This is a genomic window from Rhodococcus sp. AG1013, assembly GCF_003350365.1.
Classification (GTDB): Bacteria; Actinomycetota; Actinomycetes; order Mycobacteriales; family Mycobacteriaceae; genus Prescottella.
Window position 1 is genome coordinate 208,251 of sequence record NZ_QQAT01000001.1, and the last position, 18,978, is coordinate 227,228.

Annotated in this window: 16 protein-coding genes and 1 tRNA gene; 7 read left to right on the top strand and 10 right to left on the bottom strand. The window is 69.5% G+C overall.

Annotated features, from left to right (window positions below):
- Window positions 1-108 precede the first annotated feature (108 nt).
- From DEU38_RS01045 to DEU38_RS01055, 3 genes are all read right to left on the bottom strand, one after another.
- On the bottom strand, window positions 109-1,584 hold the full coding sequence (locus DEU38_RS01045; protein WP_114718272.1) for an FAD-dependent oxidoreductase: 1,476 nt from the start codon (window positions 1,582-1,584) through the stop codon (window positions 109-111).
- Between the two features lie 160 nt (window positions 1,585-1,744).
- Window positions 1,745-2,302 (bottom strand): hypothetical protein, encoded by a 558-nt coding sequence (locus tag DEU38_RS29735; RefSeq protein WP_114718273.1) that lies wholly within the window; start codon window positions 2,300-2,302, stop codon window positions 1,745-1,747.
- A gap of 162 nt (window positions 2,303-2,464) precedes the next feature.
- Window positions 2,465-3,637: an aminotransferase class V-fold PLP-dependent enzyme gene (locus DEU38_RS01055; protein ID WP_114718274.1), complete on the bottom strand. Its 1,173-nt coding sequence runs from the start codon at window positions 3,635-3,637 to the stop codon at window positions 2,465-2,467.
- 86 nt (window positions 3,638-3,723) lie between these two features.
- On the opposite strand from DEU38_RS01055, the gene egtA reads away from it, so the two are divergent.
- The 4 genes from egtA to egtD are packed head-to-tail and all read left to right on the top strand — an operon-like array spanning window position 3,724 to window position 7,977.
- Complete coding sequence (egtA, locus tag DEU38_RS01060; RefSeq protein ID WP_114718275.1) at window positions 3,724-4,953, top strand: ergothioneine biosynthesis glutamate--cysteine ligase EgtA; 1,230 nt, start codon at window positions 3,724-3,726, stop codon at window positions 4,951-4,953.
- Window positions 4,914-6,242 (top strand): ergothioneine biosynthesis protein EgtB, encoded by a 1,329-nt coding sequence (egtB, locus tag DEU38_RS01065; protein WP_114718276.1) that lies wholly within the window; start codon window positions 4,914-4,916, stop codon window positions 6,240-6,242. Before egtA ends, egtB begins: the two co-directional genes overlap by 40 nt.
- Window positions 6,242-6,970, top strand: a complete 729-nt coding sequence (egtC, locus tag DEU38_RS01070) for an ergothioneine biosynthesis protein EgtC (RefSeq protein WP_114718277.1) — start codon at window positions 6,242-6,244, stop codon at window positions 6,968-6,970. Before egtB ends, egtC begins: the two co-directional genes overlap by 1 nt.
- 35 nt (window positions 6,971-7,005) lie before the next feature.
- Complete coding sequence (gene egtD, locus DEU38_RS01075) at window positions 7,006-7,977, top strand: L-histidine N(alpha)-methyltransferase (protein ID WP_114718278.1); 972 nt, start codon at window positions 7,006-7,008, stop codon at window positions 7,975-7,977.
- Here the strand turns inward: egtD and DEU38_RS01080 are convergent, their stop codons facing one another.
- The 6 genes from DEU38_RS01080 to DEU38_RS01105 all read right to left on the bottom strand — a co-directional run bounded on the left by DEU38_RS01080 (window position 7,978) and on the right by DEU38_RS01105 (window position 12,854).
- A complete protein-coding gene (locus DEU38_RS01080; RefSeq protein ID WP_114718279.1) occupies window positions 7,978-8,487 on the bottom strand; it encodes a GNAT family N-acetyltransferase in 510 nt (169 codons plus the stop codon).
- A 16-nt stretch (window positions 8,488-8,503) separates the two neighbouring features.
- The gene (locus DEU38_RS01085) at window positions 8,504-9,181 is read right to left on the bottom strand and encodes a hypothetical protein (protein WP_114718547.1); all 678 of its coding nucleotides are present in this window, start codon (window positions 9,179-9,181) and stop codon (window positions 8,504-8,506) included.
- Window positions 9,182-9,326: 145 nt separating this feature from the next.
- Window positions 9,327-9,959 carry a DUF2461 domain-containing protein gene (locus tag DEU38_RS01090; protein WP_114718280.1) on the bottom strand — a complete coding sequence of 211 codons (633 nt, stop codon included), beginning with the start codon at window positions 9,957-9,959 and terminating at the stop codon, window positions 9,327-9,329.
- Between the two features lie 65 nt (window positions 9,960-10,024).
- Window positions 10,025-11,005, bottom strand: a complete 981-nt coding sequence (locus DEU38_RS01095) for a ribose-phosphate diphosphokinase (protein WP_114718281.1) — start codon at window positions 11,003-11,005, stop codon at window positions 10,025-10,027.
- Window positions 11,002-12,480 carry a bifunctional UDP-N-acetylglucosamine diphosphorylase/glucosamine-1-phosphate N-acetyltransferase GlmU gene (glmU, locus tag DEU38_RS01100; RefSeq protein ID WP_114718282.1) on the bottom strand — a complete coding sequence of 493 codons (1,479 nt, stop codon included), beginning with the start codon at window positions 12,478-12,480 and terminating at the stop codon, window positions 11,002-11,004. Before glmU ends, DEU38_RS01095 begins: the two co-directional genes overlap by 4 nt.
- Before the next feature lie 303 nt (window positions 12,481-12,783).
- Window positions 12,784-12,854: transfer RNA gene (locus tag DEU38_RS01105), tRNA-Gln, on the bottom strand.
- 220 nt (window positions 12,855-13,074) lie between these two features.
- On the opposite strand from DEU38_RS01105, the gene DEU38_RS01110 reads away from it, so the two are divergent.
- From DEU38_RS01110 to DEU38_RS01120, 3 genes are all read left to right on the top strand, one after another.
- The gene (locus tag DEU38_RS01110; RefSeq protein WP_114718283.1) at window positions 13,075-13,665 is read left to right on the top strand and encodes a TetR/AcrR family transcriptional regulator; all 591 of its coding nucleotides are present in this window, start codon (window positions 13,075-13,077) and stop codon (window positions 13,663-13,665) included.
- Between the two features lie 166 nt (window positions 13,666-13,831).
- Window positions 13,832-17,479: a transcription-repair coupling factor gene (mfd, locus tag DEU38_RS01115; RefSeq protein ID WP_114718284.1), complete on the top strand. Its 3,648-nt coding sequence runs from the start codon at window positions 13,832-13,834 to the stop codon at window positions 17,477-17,479.
- Window positions 17,480-17,484: 5 nt separating this feature from the next.
- Window positions 17,485-18,168: a MazG family protein gene (locus DEU38_RS01120; RefSeq protein ID WP_114718285.1), complete on the top strand. Its 684-nt coding sequence runs from the start codon at window positions 17,485-17,487 to the stop codon at window positions 18,166-18,168.
- 69 nt (window positions 18,169-18,237) lie between these two features.
- Here the strand turns inward: DEU38_RS01120 and DEU38_RS01125 are convergent, their stop codons facing one another.
- A complete protein-coding gene (locus DEU38_RS01125) occupies window positions 18,238-18,978 on the bottom strand; it encodes a class I SAM-dependent methyltransferase (protein WP_114718286.1) in 741 nt (246 codons plus the stop codon).

Genomic DNA, 18,978 nt, shown 5'->3' on the forward strand with positions numbered 1-18,978 from the left:
CCCTCGCCGAGACAACTTGAAACACTCTACCGGACGGCCTGCGGAAACGGGAATCGGCCCGGTCGACGGCGATGCGTCGACCGGGCCGATTCGGCGAGGGGTGGAGCGTCAGGCCTTCGCGGCGCTCTGTCCGGCGCGACGGCCGAAGAAGCTGCCGTCACCGAGGGACGCGCCGCTGGCGTAGCCGCCGGCCGAGACGCCGGAGGTGCAGCGACCCGCGGCGAACAGGCCCGGAATCGGCTCGCCGGAGACGTGCAGGACCTCGGAGTCGACGCTGGTGCGCAGGCCGCCGAGCGTGAAGCCGCCGGTCATGCCGCGCAGGTCGATGGCCGCGACGGGCGAACCGATCGGCTTGACCCACTCGGCCTTCTTGCCGAACAGCGGATCCTCGCCGTTCGCGGCGTGGCGGTTGTAGACGTCGACGGTGGCCTGCAGCGCGCCGGCGGGCAGACCCATCTCGGCCTCGAGTTCCTCGACGGTCTCGGCCACCCACTTGGGCTGGTGGCGCAGCTGCGGGCTCGACGTCGGACGGGTCATGCCCTCCTCGTACGCCTCCTCGTCGATGACCAGGAACGACTGGTTCTGGTTCTCGATCAGCGTGGCCTGGCCGACGCGGCCCGGGTAGGTGTCCTCGTTGATGTAGCGCTGACCGCGGCCGTTGACCAGGATGCCGCGGATGAACAGCTGCGGATCGCAGAAGAACGCGACCTCGGTGGCGTCCATGTGCGCCAGGTCGGCGCCGAGCGCCTGGGCCATGCGGATCGCGCGACCGTCGTGCTCCTCGATGGAGGCGGCCGGGCGGCCGATCAGACGCGGGGCGTACGCCGCCAGCATGTCGTCGTTGTACGCGAAGCTGCCGGTCGCGAGCACGACACCCTTGCGGGCGCGGACGGCGACGTCCTTGCCGTACTGCTTGGCCTGCAGGCCGACGACGCGGCCGTCGGCGTCGACGATCAGGGCCTGCACGCGCATGTCGTACTCGGCCTTGACGCCCAGTTCGGCGGCCTTGTCGGTGAGCGGCTTCATGAGCATGTAGCCGCCGCCCTTCTCGCTGCTCACGTGCTTGTCCTGCATCTGCGGGACGTGGCCGCGCGGCGCCGGCGGGATGGTCGCGTTGAACGGGGCGGAGTTCTCGCCGCCGGTGTACTGCAGGCCGTCGTCGCCCGGCGGCTCCCAGCCCGGCTCGCCCCAGAAGCTCATCTTGAACGGGACGCCACACTCGTCCGCCAGCCAGTGGTAGTGGTCGACGCTGCCCTCGCAGTAGGCGTCGATCTTGGCCTCGTCGACGCCCGGGCCGAGCGCGGCCGTCATGAACGCCTTCATGTTGTCGACGGTGTCCTCGAAACCGCACGCCTTCTGCAGGGGGGTTCCGCCGCCCATGTAGATGAACCCGCCGGCCATCGCCGCGGCGCCGCCCCAGCCGCCGGTGCGCTCGAGCACCAGGACCTCGGCGCCCTCCGTGGCGGCAGCGACCGCAGCGGAGGCACCGGCGACACCGAATCCGGCGACGACGACATCGGCCTCGTAGGCCCATTCGGTGACTTGATCAGCCTGGATCGGTCGGATCGGTGTGGCGTCAGCCATGTGGTCGTCCTCTCACGAATGAATGTGTGACACAGATCATTTACACGCGCAATAGGTTCGACGGCACACACATCCCGCCCAGCGGGAACCTAACTCCGGTACGCCGACGGGCCGGCCGCGACGCACCACCCTCGAGGGGGAGTGCGGCGCGGCCGTTCGGTCAGCCGTTCGGCTGATCGTTCTTCGGGGGATCCCCCTCGCCCTTGTCGCCGCCGTCCCCCTTGTCTCCTCCGGTATCGGTGTCGCCCGTGCCCGGATCCTTGGTGCCGTCCGGGTCCGTCCCCTCTCCGGTTGCGCCGCCGTCCCCGCCGGGGGCGGAACCGGGATCCGTCTTCTCCTCGTCCACGGGATTGCCGGAGTTCGGATCGGCCGGCGGTTGCTGCTGATCGCCGACCGGTGCGGGTGACGGCGGCGGGGGCGGGGTTCCCGGCCCGGCGTTCTGGCCGCCGCCGGAGCCGCCGGTACCGGTTCCGGCGGCCGGTTGGTTCGCGCCACCTCCGGCACTACCGGCGGACCCACCGGACCCACCGGCGCCCGCTTCGCCTGCCCCCGTAGGCGTTGCCTCCGCGCTCGTCGTCGGCGGCGCCGAGGTCGTGGTGCTGGGCGCGGTGGACGTGGTTTCGGGCACCGGCGTCCCGTCGTCGTCGTTGCACGCGGCGAGCAGGAGACCCGCCGCGAGGATGCCCGCCGACAGAACGGCGGCCTTGGTGCGCTGCATAACTCAATTCCTCCCCAGTGATCGGTTGATGCCAGTCATGTGACTACCGGCGCGTCGGGGGAGTTATATGAGCATTGCGAAACAGTTGTCCGAAATGTTACTCGAGGGTCAGATGTGGCCGAAGTGGCCGAAGTGGCCGAAGTGGCCGAAGTGGCCGATGCGCTATCGGAGCGTCGACAGCGTCCTGAGGACCCACTCGATGTCGCCGTCGGAGACGAAGTAGTGCGGCGACGCGCGGACGACGGCGTCGAGACCGCGTGCGCTCATGTCCAGCAGGGTCGACGAGCGACCGCTCACCGTGACGGTGATCCGGTTGTTCGCGAGGTGTTCCCGGACCAGCGCGGGATCGACGCCGTCGACGGTGAAGGTCACGATGCCGCTCCGGTCGACGCCCAGGTCCCGGACCTCGACGCCGGGCATCGCGCCCAGTCCCTCGCGGAGGGAATCGGCGCGATCGGTGATCGCCCTTGCGGCGTAGTCGATTCCGATGCCCAGGAGGTAGTCGACCGCGGCGCCGAGGCCGAGCCTCGCCGCGACGTCGCACTCCCACAGTTCGAAGCGGGTCGCATCCGGCGCGGGCCGGTAGTCGTCCACCGAAATCCATTCCGCACCATGAAGATCGAGGGCCGACGGCGTCAGTGATCCGGCAAGTTCGGCCCGCAGGTACAGGAATCCGGTTCCGCGTGGGCCCCGCAACCACTTTCGCCCTGTCGCCGACAGTGCATCCACCCCGAGGTCGTCGACGTCGATCGGAACCTGCCCGATCGACTGGCACGCGTCGAGCAGTACCAGCGCGCCGTGCCGGTGCGCGAGTTCGACGACCTCACGGACCGGGTTGATCAGCCCGCCGTTGGTGGGCACGTGGACGAGCGAGACCAGTCGTACCCGGTCGTCGAGCATCCGGTCGAGGGCGTCGAGATCGATCCGGCCACTGGGATCGCTCGGCACCACCTCCACCGTCGCCCCCGCCGCGCGGGCGCGGTGCAGCGCGGTGATCGCGTTGCTCGCGTACTCCACCCGTGAGACCAGGATTCGGTCGCCGGCGCGCAACGGGACGGCCCCGAAGAACTCGCACCACGCCCGCGTTGCGCTGTCGACCAGGGCGATGGCGGCCGGTGTCGCGCCGATCAATCGGGCGATCGAGCCGCGGACGGCGGCGAGGTCGTCGGCGCGCTCGTCGGCCGCGGCGTACCCGCCGACCTCGGCCTCGCGGCGCAGGTGCCCGATGACGGTCGAGAGGACCGGCTGCGGCGGTAGCGACGATCCGGCGCTGTCGAGGAACACCCGCTCGAGGCATCCCGGGGTGTCCTGCCTGAGCCGTTCGAGATCGAGCACGGCAATTCCTCCTCATCGGTAGCCACATCGGGGAGCGGGCTCTACCCTCGAGAAGGACGCTCGACCGCCCCCGAGGGGAGGATGGCATGGTTGTCGCTGTCGAGTCCACCAGTCTGACGTCGCGCCCCGCAGCGGAGTCGTACGTCGGCGGTGTCTGTTTCAAACTGGGTCCGCCGAGGCTGATCGGCGCGGAGCTCGAGTGGCTCACCGCGCACCACAGTCCTGCTCCCACGCGCCCCGGGCTGGCTGCCATCGCCGCAGCTCTCGGACCCCACGCACCCCGATCGCTCGTTCCCGATTCCCCCGCTCTACCACTGCCGGCAGGCAGTCTCGTCACCGTCGAACCCGGCGGTCAGATCGAACTCTCCAGCGCTCCCCGTGACAGCGCCCTCGCGCTCTGCGAAGCCCTCGCCTCCGACGAACGGGTTCTGCGCCATCTCCTCGCCCGCCGCTCCATCGCCGCCCATTCGGATGCCGCCGATGCGCGCCGCGCGGCTCACCGACTCCTCCAGCTGCCCCGATACCGGGCGATGGAGGAGCGCTTCGAGGACATCGGCCCGTTCGGCAAGCTCATGATGTGCAACACCGCCGCCGTGCAGGTCAGCGTCGACGCGGGTGCCGATGTCGACGAGGTGGCCCGTCGGTGGAACCTCCTGCACGCCGTCGGGCCCGCGCTGCTCGCCGCGTTCGCGTGCTCGCCGCGGCTGTGTGGCATTCCGCCGGGGGACTGGGCGTCGCAGCGGATGCGCACGTGGCTCGAGTTGGACCCGCCGCGCACCACCGGAACGGCCGACGTGACGCTCGATCCGGTCGGTGACTACGCGCGCTGGGTCCTCGACGTCCCGCTGCTGTGCGTGATCCGGGACGGGCCGTGCTGGACGGCGCCACCCGGCGCGACGTTCGCGGACTGGATCGACGGCGTGCTCGACGACGAACTGGACCGCCGGCCCACCCGCGCCGACCTGGACTACCACCTCACCACCGTGTTTCCGCCGGTGCGCGCGGTGGGTCACCTCGAGGTGCGGTATTTCGACGCCCAGCCGGGGGACCAGTGGCGGTTCCCGATCGCGGCGATCGAGGCGCTGTCGACCTCGCCTGACGCGGCGCTCGCGGCCGTGGGTGTGGGAACCACGACGCGCGGCCGGTGGTCCGACGCTGCCCGCTTCGGGCTCGGGGACGGTGAACTGCGCACCGCTGCGGGCGATCTGCTCGAGCTCGCGGCCGAGTACGCACCCGACCGGGGGTTGGCGTCGGGCCTCGGTGCCGCCGCCAGGCGATGTCGCCGCGGGCAGTGCCCGACGGGGGAGCGGTCGTGACGGGGGTGCGCGAGCAGTTGGAGGCGGCGCTGCTGCGGGCCCGGGAACGCAGCAACTCCCTGATCGAGTGCGTCGACGATGCCGATCTGGTGGCCCAGCACTCGCCGCTGATGAGCCCGCTGGTGTGGGACCTGGCGCACATCGGCAATCAGGAGGAGCTGTGGCTGGTCCGCGACGTGGGCGGCCGCGAGCCGGTGCGCCGCGACATCGACGAGCTGTACGACGCGTTCAAGCACGCGCGATCCGCGCGTCCGACGCTGCCGCTGCTCGGGCCCGCCGAGGCGCGGCACTACGTCGGTCAGGTTCGCCGCAAGGTATGGGATGTTCTGGACGCGAGCAGTTTTCGTGGCCGTCGGCTCGAGCAGGACGGTTTCGCGTTCGCGATGATCGCGCAACACGAGCAGCAGCACGACGAGACGATGCTCGCGACCCACCAGTTGCGGAAGGGACCCGCGGTGCTCACCGCGCCGCCGGTCCGGGCCGCCCGCCGGCCGGTGACCGAGCGCGAGGCGGTGATCCCCGCGGGGGAGTTCACGATGGGGACCTCGGACGATCCGTGGGCGCTGGACAACGAGCGTCCCGCGCACCGGGTGCATGTCGAGGAGTTCGCGATCGACACCGTCCCGGTCACCAACGCCGACTACGCGCACTTCATCGAGGACGGCGGCTACCGGCGGCGGGAACTCTGGAGCGAGCGTGGGTGGCGGCATCGACGCGAGTCCGGGCTCGAGGCGCCGATGTTCTGGACCGGTGATGGCGGCGGGAACTGGTGGCGGCACCGTTTCGGGATCCTCGAGCCCGTTCCCCCGGACGAGCCGGTCGTGCACGTCTGCTGGTTCGAGGCCCAGGCGTACGCGCGATGGGCGGGCAAGCGGCTGCCGACCGAGGCCGAATGGGAGAAGGCCGCACGGTGGCACCCGGTGAGCGGGCGCTCGCGCCGCTTCCCGTGGGGCGACGACGAACCCGACCGGACCCGGGCGAATCTCGGGCAGCGCCATCTGGGCCCTGCGCCGATCGGCTCCTACCCCGCGGGCGCGTCCGCGCTCGGGGTGCAGCAGTTGATGGGCGACGTGTGGGAGTGGACGTCGTCGTCGTTCACCGGCTACCCGGGGTTCGCGGCGTTTCCGTATCGCGAGTACTCGGAGGTGTTCCTCGACGGCGACTACCGGGTGCTGCGCGGCGGCTCGTTCGGCACCGACCCGATCGCGTGCCGGGGCACCTTCCGGAACTGGGATCATCCGATCCGGCGTCAGATCTTCGCCGGTTTCCGTTGTGCCCGGGACGTGTGATGTGCCGGCACCTGGGCTACATCGGACCGACACGATCCGTTCGTGAGGTGGTCTCGGCGGGGGAGTTCTCGCTGCTACGGCAGTCGTGGTCGCCGCGGGACATGCGCGGCGGCGGCACCATCAATGCGGACGGGTTCGGCGCGGCGTGGTGGGGGCCGACGCTGTCGCGGTACCGCAGCGCGATGCCGATCTGGTCGGATCCGGCGTTACCCGAGATGCTTTCGCGCGTCCGCTCGCATGCGGTGCTGGCCGCGATCCGCTCGGCGACCGTCGGGATGCCCGTCGAGCGCAGCGCGTGTGCCCCGTTCGTATCCGGGCATTGGGCGTTCAGCCTCAACGGCCGTATCTCGAACTGGCCCGAGTCGATGACCGGTCCCGCGGCCGGGCTTCCCACCGTGGATCTCCTGGGGCTCGAGGCGCCCACCGATTCGGCGCTGCTGTGGTTGCTCGTGCGCCACGCCCTGCGCGACAACAGCCCCGAGGTGGCGCTGATGCAGGTGACGACGGCGGTCACCGAGGCGGCGCCCGGGTCGCGGCTGAACATGCTCCTCGGTGACGGCCGGCAGCTGTGGGCGACCACGTGGGACCACTCGCTCTCGGCCCTCGTCGACGACGACCGCGCGGTCGTCAGCTCCGAGCCCTACGACCGCAACCACAACTGGAAGGAGATTCCGGACGCGCACATCGTCACCGCGCGTCCCGGCCACCTGATCACGACTCCGCTGTGAGCGTCATCCGAGAAGGTTCTGGAGATCGGAGAGGTATGAGAGCACCGACCCTGGAAGTCCACATCACACCCGACGAACTGGCGGCCGCGCTGCGCGGCGACGCGGCCCGGGGGCTGACGGCGACCCCCAAATGGTTGCCGCCCAAGTGGTTCTACGACGCGCGGGGCAGCGAGCTGTTCGAGCGGATAACGCGGCTGCCGGAGTACTACCCGACGCGGACCGAACGGGCGCTGCTCGAGGAGCATGCCCGCGAGATCGCGGCCCTCGCGGCTCCGCAGGTCCTGGTGGAACTGGGGTCGGGTTCGTCCGAGAAGACGCGGCTGTTGCTCGACGCACTGGGCGCCCGGGGCTCGCTGGAGAAGTACGTCCCGCAGGACGTGTCCGAGAGCGCCCTCCGCGATGCGACGCACCGGATCGCGGCGGAGTTCCCGGAGATCGACGTCCACGGGGTGGTGGGGGACTTCACCGACTCGCTGCACCACCTGCCGGGCGGCGGACACCGGATGATCGCGTTCCTCGGTGGAACGCTCGGGAACCTCGTGCCGGACGAGCGCCGCGTCTTCCTGGCCGGTATCGCCGACGTCCTCGACCCGGGCGAGCATCTGCTGCTCGGCGTCGCACTGGTGACGGATCCCGCGGTGCTGGTGCCGGCGTACGACGATGCCGCCGGGGTCACCGCCCAGTTCGACCTCAACGTGCTGTCGGTGTTGAACAAACAATTGGGGGCGGACTTCGACCTGGACCGGTTCCGGCACATCGCGCTGTGGGACCCGGTCGAGGAGTGGATCGAGATGCGACTCGAAGCCGACACCGCGATGAGCGTCCGCGTGGCCGACCTCGGTCTGACGGTGCCGTTCGCGGCGGGCGAGCAGATCCGTACCGAGATCTCGGCGAAGTTCCGCAAGAACGGCATCCGCGCGGAACTCACCGCGGTCGGCTTCGACGACGTCCAGACCTGGACCGACGCGGACGAGCGGTTCGCGCTGGTGTGTGCCCGCCGGGGCTGACTACTCAGCGGCGTACGGATCGGGCAGCGTCAGCTGCATGTAGGTCATGTCCAGCCAACGGTCGAACTTTCGCCCCACCTCGGGCATCTGCGCGACGATCCGGAACCCGAAGCGCTCGTGCAGGGCGATGGATGTGGTGTTCGACGACTCGATGCTCGCCACGATCACGTGGATGCGCGCGGCGCGGGCCCGGTCGATCAGCTCCGCCATCAGCGCAGTGGCGATACCCCGCCGGTGATAGTCGACGTGCACGTACACCGAGTTCTCGACGGTGTGGCGGTACCCGCTCTTGGGCCGCCACACCCCATACGACGCGTAGCCCGCGACCGTGCCGTCGATGTCCGCGACGAGGATCGGGAAGCCGAGTCGGCGGCGGTCGTCGAGCCACCGCCGCCGCTCGTCCAGATCGGCCGGCGCGTCGTCCCAGTTCGCCGTCGTGTTGGCGATCGCCTCGTTGTGGACCTCGAGGATCCCCGGCAGATCGCCCTCGACCGCGTCGCGAATCAGCATGCCGACCGATCCCTGTCTACTCGCCCGCGCTGCGGCGCGCCTTCTCGAGCGCCGCCAGCGTGCGGAGGATGGTGGCCTTCTGGCTGTTGAGGTCGTTGAGGCGGGCACGTGCCGCCAGACCCTGGGCGGCCTCGGCCAGTCCGATCTGTGTGTCCACCTTGGTGAGCTGGTCGAGCAGGCCCGTCACCCGCTCCTCGAGCGCGGCGACGTCGAGCTTCTTCGCCGGTGCAACGGCAGCGGTCGGGGCGGGGGCCGGCGCGGACGATGCGGTGCGGGGACGCGCGGGTGCCTTGCGGGCCGGAGCCGACTCGGCCTCGAACGCGGTCACGATGCGAGCGGCCTTGGGGCGCATCGACTTGCGGATGAGCGCCGGGTCCGGCGGCTCGGGCAGACGGATCTGGTTCAGGGCCGCGCGGGCGTCGCGGGCGTTGACTCGCCATTCGCGCTCTTCGTCGTCGTCGGACTGCAGCGTGCCGCCGATCGGGCGCAGGCCGTACATGCCCATGAACTTGCGGGCCTCGTCGATGACGGTCTCGTGCTCACGGCAAACCTCACAGCGCGGTTCGTTGCGGAACACTTCGATCGATTCGGCGCTTCCACACCACACACAAGACCCGGGAGTCCATCGGCGAACCGGTTGCGGATTCGGAACAGAGGCGGCGGCGGGGTTTTCCAGGGTCTGCGCGTCGATCACGACGAGCCACAATAAGGCACCGCTCCGACCCCGGCTACACCGAGGTCCACTTTTCTCGTCGCGCGTGACCAAACTCATGTTCGGGAGCACTGGATCTCGGCAAAGTCTTGTGGCACATCAACTCTCCGCGTCGGCCGAGTCCGGCTCACACCACCCCGAAAGCGTCGGCGAACCAGTCCACGAGGGGGCGCATCGCCCGCCAGGCATGCCGGACCTCGTCGGCCGTATCGGCGGTGCCGAGCCAGTCCGGGCACCCGTAGTTGCGACCGGCCGTGAGCGATCGATGACGCAGCAGGTCGAGGCGGGGATGGTCGGCCGCGACACCACGGGGCCGGGTCGCGAGACGGTCCCCGCCGATGTCGTAGCCGGCGGACTCGAGCTTGCGCACGATGCGTTGCAGGGAGCGGCCGCGGCGCTCGTCGTCGACCGTCTCTCGGTAGCGCGCGAGTTGCTCGGGGGTGTGGGCGTAGTGGCCGCCGGCGAGGAACAGTCCGGACGCGTCGATCTGCACGTAGAAACCCACGCCCGAGCAGACCTCGACGAAGCCGCCCTGGTGAGTCTTGTACGGCGACTTGTCCTTCGAGAACCGGACGTCCCGGTACGGCCGAAAGACCTTGCCGGAGCCGAACTCGGGCTCGAGGTCGGTGAGCAACTCGACCATCGGCGCGCGGACGTCGGTGTCGTAGACGGACTTGTGCGCCGTCCACCAACTCTTGCTGTTGTCGGCCTCGAGGTCCTCGTAGAAGTCCAGTGCGGCCGTCGGGAATCCGGAGAACACACTGGAAAGGCTACGCCCGTGCCCGGCTCGCGACGCGCGAATCGGGCACGGGCGCAGTAGACCGCCTAGGCGATGCCGTTGAAGAGGGAAGTCACCGAGCCGTTCTCGAAGACCTCCTGGATGGTGCGGGCCAGCAGCGGCGCGATGGACAGCACCGTCAGCGTCGGGAACCGCTTCTCCTCGGGGATCGGCAGCGTGTCGGTCGCGATGACCTCCTTGGCGCCGCAGTTCGCGAGGCGCTCCGCGGCCGGATCCGAGAACACACCGTGCGTGGTCGCGATGATCACGTCACCGGCACCGGCGTTCTTGAGGACCTCGACGGCGCCGGCGATGGTGCCGCCGGTGTCGATCATGTCGTCGATCAGCACGCACGTGCGGCCGCTGACGTCACCGACGACGCGGTTGGACTTGACCTGGTTGGGCACCAGTGGATCGCGGGTCTTGTGCACGAACGCCAGCGGCGCGCCGTCGAGGGCGTCGGCCCACTTCTCGGCGACCTTCACGCGGCCCGCGTCGGGGGAGACGACGCAGATGTTGTCGGTGCCGTAGTTCTCGCGCACGTACTGGGCGAGCTGGCCCTGCGCGTGCATGTGATCGACCGGACCGTCGAAGAAGCCCTGGATCTGGTCGGTGTGCAGATCGACCGTGATGATCCGGTCGGCGCCCGCGGTCTTGAGCAGATCCGCGATCAGGCGGGCCGAGATGGGCTCGCGTCCGCGGTGCTTCTTGTCCTGGCGGGCGTACGGGTAGAACGGCAGCACCGCCGTGATCCGCTTGGCGGATCCGCGCTTGAGAGCGTCGATCATGATCAACTGCTCCATGATCCACTGGTTCAGCGGTGCCGGGTGGCTCTGCAGCACGAACGCGTCGCTGCCTCGCACCGACTCTTCGAACCGGACGAAGATCTCGCCGTTGGCGAAGTCACGAGCCGTCTGCGGCGTGACCTTGATGTCCAATTCCTTGGCCACCTGCTCCGCCAGTTCGGGGTGTGCGCGGCCCGAGAAGAGCATCAAGTTCTTCTGCACGTCGCTGGATATCGCGCTCACTGGTCTTCGCCATCCTTTGGTTCTAGCTGATCGGTTTGTTGCTGGGCTGCTAGTGCCGCTGCCTCGGCAGCGGGAGTGCCGGGTCGATTCCGCTCGACCCAACCCTCGATGTTGCGTTGTTTGCCACCCGAGACGGCGAGCGCCCCCGGCGGCACGTCGTTGCGCAGGACCGTGCCTGCACCCGTGTAGGCGCCGTCACCGACACGGACGGGTGCGACGAACATGGTGTCGGATCCGGTGCGCACATGCGAACCGACGACGGTGCGGCTCTTGTTCACGCCGTCGTAGTTCACGAAAACACTGGATGCTCCGATGTTGCTGTGCTCGCCGACCGTCGCATCGCCGACGTAGGTCAGGTGCGGCACCTTCGAGTGTGCGCCGATATCGGCGTTCTTGGTCTCGACGAACGCCCCGAGCTTGCCGGACGCGCCCAGGGCGGTGCCGGGCCGCAGGTAGGTGTACGGGCCGACGGTCGCGGACGGGCCGATCTCGGCGCCCTCGCCGTGCGTGCGGATCACCGATGCGCCCTCCCCGACGGTGACGTCGGTGAGCGTGGTGTCGGGGCCGATGACGGCGTCCTCGCCGATCGTGGTGGCGCCGCGGAGCTGGACGCCGGGACGCAGCGTGACGTCGCGGTCCATCGTGACGTCCACGTCGATCCACGTGCTCGACGGATCCTCCACGGTCACCCCGGCCCGCATGTGCCGCTCGAGGATGCGGCGGTTGAGCTCGCCGGCGAGCTGGGCCAGCTGGACCCGGTCGTTCGCCCCGGCGACGAGGAGGTTGTCGGTGATGTGCTGGGCCCGAACGGTTTTCCCCGCCTGTCGGGCGATCGCGATGACGTCGGTGAGGTACAGCTCGCCCTGCGCGTTGTCCGCGCTCAGCGACGACAGCGCGGCGCGGAGCGTGGCGGCGTCGAAGGCGTAGACGCCCGAGTTGACCTCGGTGATCGCGCGCTGGGACTCGGTGGCGTCGGCCTGCTCGACGATCGCGGCGACCTCGCCGTCGGTGGTGCGCAGGATCCGCCCGTACCCGGTGGGGTCCGGCGCCGTCGAGGTCAGGACGGTCACCGCGGCCGCAGGCTCGGCGGTGTGGGTTCCGACCAGCGCGCGCAGCGTCCCGGCGTCGAGCAGTGGGACGTCGGCGGCGGTCACCAGCACGGTGCCGTCGAAGTCGTCCGGCAGTGCGGTCAACCCGCATCCGACGGCGTGCCCGGTGCCGTTCTGCTCGTGCTGGACGGCCGTCGCGACGGCGCGCCCCAGGTCCTTGGCGACCTCGTCGACCGCGGCACCGACCGCGTCACGATCGTGTCCGATCACCGTTACCAGTTCGGTGGGCTCGACGGCCGCCGCGGCGTGCAGGGAGTGCGCGAGCATCGAGCGCCCGGCCAGAGTGTGCAGCACCTTGGGGGTCTTCGACCGCATTCGCGTCCCGGCACCGGCGGCGAGGACGATGACGGCGGTCTTCGGTGGCATGAAGCTCCCTCGAGTTTCGATCTACGCTTGGCCGCTTGCGCGGGCGGACTCGTCGCGCACGTTCCGACAAAGAATATCGCGACGAGTTCTCGTGATGGCAACGCGCCCGACACTAGCCGCGGGGGAGCACGGTCGTCCGGAGAACCGGGCGGCCCGGGATCGGGCAACCGTGCAAACCCCCGCTCTCGCGCGGGAGCGAAAGTTAACGGGACGGTAGCAACATCGAACTTACCGGTCGGTAGGTGGTGTCGGGAATCACATTCGATCGGGTGAATGTGAGGGAGGGAAGAGAGCTCGGGAGAGCTCCGCCGCCAGGACTCGAACCTGAACTATCTGAACCAAAATCAGAGGTGCTGCCATTACACTACGGCGGATTACCGCGACCACGAGCTGTCGCTCGTAATGCGGGAACGATCCTCGCATGTCGACGCGCCGCGCGTCGAACCGTAGGCGAAATTCGTTCGCCGGGGAGCTATAAGCTGGCCTCTACCAGCGCCGTCGGTGTTCCGCGCGGCGTGTCGGAAAGGACGGTTACCTCGAGTGTCGCGACCATCACGAGAATCCCAGGGTGCCGAACGCGCGCCGCGCACACGGATGACGGGCACCCAGCGTCGGGAGCAGTTGATCGAGATCGGACGCGCGCTCTTCGCCGAACGCGGGTACGAGGCCGCCTCGATCGAGGAGATCGCCGCGCGGGCCCAGGTGTCCAAGCCGGTCGTCTACGAACACTTCGGCGGCAAGGAAGGCCTCTACGCCGTCGTCGTCGACCGTGAGATGTCCAAGCTGCTCGAGATGATCACGTCGTCGCTGACCCAGAACCGCTCGCGCATCCGCGTCGAGCGGGTGGCACTCGCGCTGCTCACGTACATCGACGAGCGGACGGACGGCTTCCGGATCCTGGTTCGGGACTCGCCGGTCGCCGCCGACGAGGGCACCTACTCGAGCCTGCTCAACGAAGCGGTCCGGCAGGTCGGGCACATCCTCGCCGGCGACTTCGCCAAACGCGGATTCGATCCGGAACTCGCGCCGCTTTACGCGCAGGCCCTCGTCGGCATGGTCGCCACCACCGCCACGTGGTGGCTCGACGAGCGCACCCCGTCGAAGGAGGTCGTCGCGGCGCACCTGGTGAACCTCTGCTGGAACGGGCTGACGAACCTCGAGGCCGACCCGCAGCTCGGGCAGTGATCCGGCGCCCGGGCGCGGGCGCGGATCGGGCGGTCGGCCCCCGTGTCGGCACACGCGCATAGAATCGAACGGTCTGCATTTCACGACATCAGGAGCGCCGTCGTTGTCTTCCGTGTCCTCTTCAGCTCCGTCCTCGGCTGCCTCGGCCCGCGCGGTCTCGGCCGGAGTGGCCACTCCGCTCGCCGGGCTTGCGAGGACCGCCCTCGCGGACAGCGCCATCGGTCGCGTGCGCGAGTACATCGGCCGGTCGGCCGTCGACATCGTCGCCCCCAACCCCGTGCGGCCGTTCGTCGCCGCGGCCCTGGCCGAGCAGACGCAGCTGTTGCTGGTGACCGCGACCGGTCGTGAGGCCGACGACCTCACCGTCGAGTTGCGCGAGATCATCGGTGACGCGGTGGCCCAGTTCCCGTCGTGGGAAACGCTGCCGCACGAGCGGCTGTCGCCGGGCGCCGACACGGTCGGTCGCCGGCTCCAGGTGCTCCGCCGGCTCGCGCGGCCCGAGGATCCCGACTACGGCCCGCCGCTGCAGGTGATCGTGACCACCGTCCGCTCGCTGGTGCAGCCCATGGCGCCGGGCCTGGGCGAGATCGAGCCCGTCATTCTGCGGGTCGGGGCCGAGCACGAGTTCGAGGGCCTGATCTCGAGGCTCGTCGAGCTGGCCTACACGCGTGTCGACATGGTCGGCAAGCGGGGCGAGTTCGCGGTGCGCGGAGGCATTCTCGACATCTTCCCGCCCACCGCGGACCACCCCGTGCGCGTCGAGTTCTGGGGCGACGAGGTCACCGAGCTGCGCGCCTTCTCGGTCGCCGATCAGCGGTCGCTGCCCGAGCTCGAGCTCGAGGTCGCCACCGTCATCGCGCCGCCGTGCCGCGAACTGCTGCTCACCGAGCAGGTGCGCGACCGGGCCGCACAGCTCGCGGCCGACAACCCGGCCGACGCGGCGCTGGTCGAGATGCTGGACAAGCTCTCCGCCGGCATCCCGGTCGAGGGCATGGAGGCGCTGCTGCCGCTGCTGCAGCCCGGCGAACTGCAACTGCTGTCGGACGTGCTTCCCCGCGACGCGCACGTGCTGCTGTGCGATCCGGAGAAGATTCGCACGCGCGCAACCGATCTCGTGCGCACCGGGCAGGAGTTCCTCGAGGCGTCGTGGACGGCGGCCTCGATCGGCGGTGCCGCACCGATCGACACGTCCGTACTCGGGGGCGGCATCGATCTGGGCGCCTCCGCGTACCGGTCGCTGCGCCAGGTGCGGGAGAGCGCCGAGGCGCAGGGCCGGCCGTGGTGGACCATCAGCCCGCTGGCTTCCGGCAGCGACGACGAGACGGTGCTGCCGGTGCAGCCGGCGCCCGAGGTGCGCGGTTCCGACGAGTTGCTCTCGATGCTGTTCGTGAACCTGCGTGCGCATGTCACCACCGGTGGACGCGCGGTGGTCGTGGTGGCGGGTTCCGGTACCGCACACCGGGTCCTGGAGCGGCTGCGTGACGCCGACGTCCCGGCGGGCGAGCTGGCGCCGGGCGCCGAGCCGGCCCGCGGGCTGGTCGGTGTCCTGTGCGGATCGCTGCACGAGGGGCTGGTGCTGCCCGGCGACGACGCCGACGGTGTCCCCGGACTGGTGATCGTCACCGAGGCCGACCTCACCGGCAATCGAGTCGCGGCGGCGGGCGACGGGAAGAAGATGCCCGCCAAGCGCCGGAACCAGGTCGATCCGCTCGCGCTGCACGCCGGCGACATGGTGGTGCACGACCAGCACGGCATCGGTCGCTTCGTGGAAATGGTCGAGCGCACCATCGGAGGCGCCCGCCGCGAGTACCTCGTCATCGAGTACGCCGCGAGCAAGCGAGGTCACCCCGGAGACCGGTTGTTCGTGCCGATGGAGGCGCTCGATCAGCTCTCGCGCTACGTCGGCGGCGAGTTGCCCGCCCTGAGCAAGCTTGGCGGCTCCGACTGGGCCAACACGAAGCGCAAGGCGCGCAAGGCTGTTCGTGAGATCGCGGGCGAGTTGGTCCAGCTGTACGCGGCCCGACAGGCGGCACCCGGTCACGCCTTCGGCGCGGACACGCCGTGGCAGAAGGAGATGGAAGACGCCTTCGCCTTCACCGAGACCCACGACCAGTTGACGGTGATCGACGAGGTCAAGGCCGACATGGAGAAGCCGGTCCCGATGGACCGGGTCGTGATCGGTGACGTCGGCTACGGCAAGACCGAGGTGGCGGTCCGAGCCGCGTTCAAGGCCGTCCAGGACGGCAAGCAGGTCGCGGTGCTCGTGCCGACGACGCTGCTGGCTCAGCAGCACCTGCAGACGTTCACCGAGCGGATGGCGGCGTTCCCGGTGAAGGTGCGCGGGCTGTCCCGGTTCACCGACGCCGGCGAATCCAAGGAGATCATCGCGCAGTTGGCGGAGGGGGAGATCGACATCGTCGTCGGAACCCACCGGCTGCTGCAGACCGGCGTCCGATGGAAGGATCTGGGCCTGGTGATCGTCGACGAGGAGCAGCGCTTCGGCGTCGAGCACAAGGAACACATCAAGGCGCTGCGCACGCACGTCGACGTGCTGACCATGTCGGCGACGCCGATCCCGCGAACCCTCGAGATGAGCATGGCCGGGATCCGGGAGATGTCGACCATTCTCACCCCGCCCGAGGAGCGCCACCCGGTGCTCACGTATGTCGGTGCGTACGCCGACAAGCAGGTTGCGGCCGCGATCCGCCGCGAACTGCTGCGCGACGGCCAGGTGTTCTACGTGCACAACCGGGTGAGCTCGATCGACAAGGCCGCCAAGCGGATTCGTGACCTGGTCCCCGAGGCTCGGGTGGTGGTGGCACACGGACAGATGAACGAGGACACGCTCGAGAAGACCGTGCAGGGCTTCTGGCAGCGTGAGTTCGACGTGCTGGTGTGCACCACGATCATCGAGACCGGCCTCGACATCTCCAACGCCAACACGCTCATCGTCGAGCGGGCCGACTCGCTCGGTCTGTCGCAGCTGCACCAGCTGCGTGGCCGCGTCGGCCGCAGCCGGGAACGCGGCTACGCGTACTTCCTGTACCCGCCGGAGAAGCCGCTCACCGAGACCGCGTACGACCGGCTCGCGACCATCTCGCAGAACTCCGACCTCGGCGCCGGTATGGCCGTCGCGATGAAGGACCTCGAGATCCGCGGCGCCGGAAACGTTCTCGGCGCCGAGCAGTCCGGGCACGTCGCGGGTGTCGGCTTCGACCTGTACGTGCGGCTCGTCGGCGAGGCCGTGGAGGCGTACCGCGCGGTCGCCGACGGACGCCCGGTCGTCACCGAGCAGGAGACCAAGGAGGTGCGGATCGACCTGCCGGTCGACGCGCACATTCCGCCCGACTACGTCACCAGCGACCGGCTCCGTCTCGAGGGATACCGCAAGCTCGCCGCGGCCACCGACGCCGAGGCGATCGCCGCCGTGGTCGAGGAGTTGGTCGACCGGTACGGACCGCTCCCCGAGGAGGTGGGGCGCCTGGTCTCGGTCGCGAAGCTGCGGCTGCTGTGCCGTGAGTACGAGATCGAGGAAGTGGCCGTCACCGGCACCCAGCTCAAGATCTCGCCGATGAGTCTGCCCGACTCGAAGCAGTTGCGCCTCAAGCGGATCTACCCCAGCGCGCAGTACCGTGCCACCACCGGACTGGTGCAGATGCCCCTGCCGCGTGCCGGCTCCGGTGGCATCGGATCGGATCGGGTGCGCGACGTCGAGCTGCTGCAGTACATCGCCGACTTCCTGCTCGCGATGGACGGCAAGGCGGCGGGTTCGGTCGACGTAAGCACCCCCAGCGGTGTGCAGGCGGGGGTCTGAGCCCGATGAGTGCCGGGGGCGAGCGCGGCGACCAGTGGCGCGCCGGCGACGCGCTGATCGAGGCCGTCGAGGTGATGGATCGGCTGTGGGGATTCGGCGGCTGGGAGGTGACCCAGACGCACGACTCGCTGCGGCCGTACCTGCTCGAGGAGGCGTACGAGCTGCTCGACGCCGTACAGGTCGGTGACCCTGTCGGTGTTCGCGAGGAACTGGGGGATCTGCTGTTGCAGGTGCTCTTCCACTCCCGGATCGCGGAGGCGGCAGGTCAGTTCACCGTCGACGACGTCGCCGCGACCCTGGTCGCCAAGCTCGCCCACCGCAGCCCACACCTGACCGACGGTGTCACCGGGCCCATCGACGTCGCGGAGCAGGAACGCGCGTGGGAAGTGCGCAAGGCCGCCGAGAAGGCCCGGCAGTCGTGCATCGACGGCATCGCGTTGATGCAGCCCGCGCTCGCGCTGGCCGAGAAGGTGATCTCCCGCGCCCGCAAGGCCGGGCTGCCCGACGAGTTGGTACCCGACGAACTGCGCGTGATCCGACTCGGCGGTCCGGGGAGCGCCGAGGACGAACTACGCAAGGCGACATTGCGATTCGTCGAACGGATCCGGGCCGCCGAGTCCGCCGCGCACGCGGCCGGCGTGCCGTGGGGCGGACTCGACGCCGAGGCGTGGCGAACCTACTGGGTGTAGAACGGCGGGCGGTGTGCATGGCACGGCCGCCACGTCGCTCTCGTTCGGCACGGGTGGTCCCGGTTGGCGTCAGCCCTTGCGGCAGTTCAGTATCGCCGCATGGGGCTTCTCCCAGTAGCCGCGCAGGAGAGACGCCGCAGCGTCCGCTTCCGGGGAACGTACCTGCGCATGATCGACCCACTGTGCCAGTTGGAACCCCGAGATGTGCATTGCGTCGTCGATGCTCTGCCTCGTCCAGACGTAGGCAGTGACGGTGTCCTCGTTTTCGGGGGCGGCAGGGTCGAAGAGATCGAGCTGCACCTGCCCGCCGTCCACATCGGGTCCGATCGGAGTGAGCCGGAAGCCGAACCGTTCGTAGTACGACGGATCGCGCTCGTAGTCCGGATGGATCGGAAGGGTGACCAGACGGCCACCGGGCCGAAGCGGTCGCGCCATCTGCGCGCACATGTCGTGGAGTTCTTCTCGTGTCGTGGCATAGGGCAGCACGTAGACGGCCAATACCAGGTCGAATTGGCCTTCGAGGTCGGGTGTCAGTTCGGAAGTGAACGTGATTCCGCGAGGGCTGTTCTGTTCCCACGTGCGCGCATAGTCGAGCATGCCGTCCGAGACGTCGTAGCCGACTACCCGGCGTGCGCCCTGTTCCTTGAGCCATCGCGAGTACATCCCGTTGCCGCAGCCGAAGTCGAGGACGTCGCGTCCCGTCAGATCTCCGAGTGTTGCGAGCACGTTCGGAATCTCCAGATGCCTTCTGAACGGCCAGGCGGCCATGTCCTCGTAGAGATCGGCAAGCTCGTCGAATTGGCTCTGCAT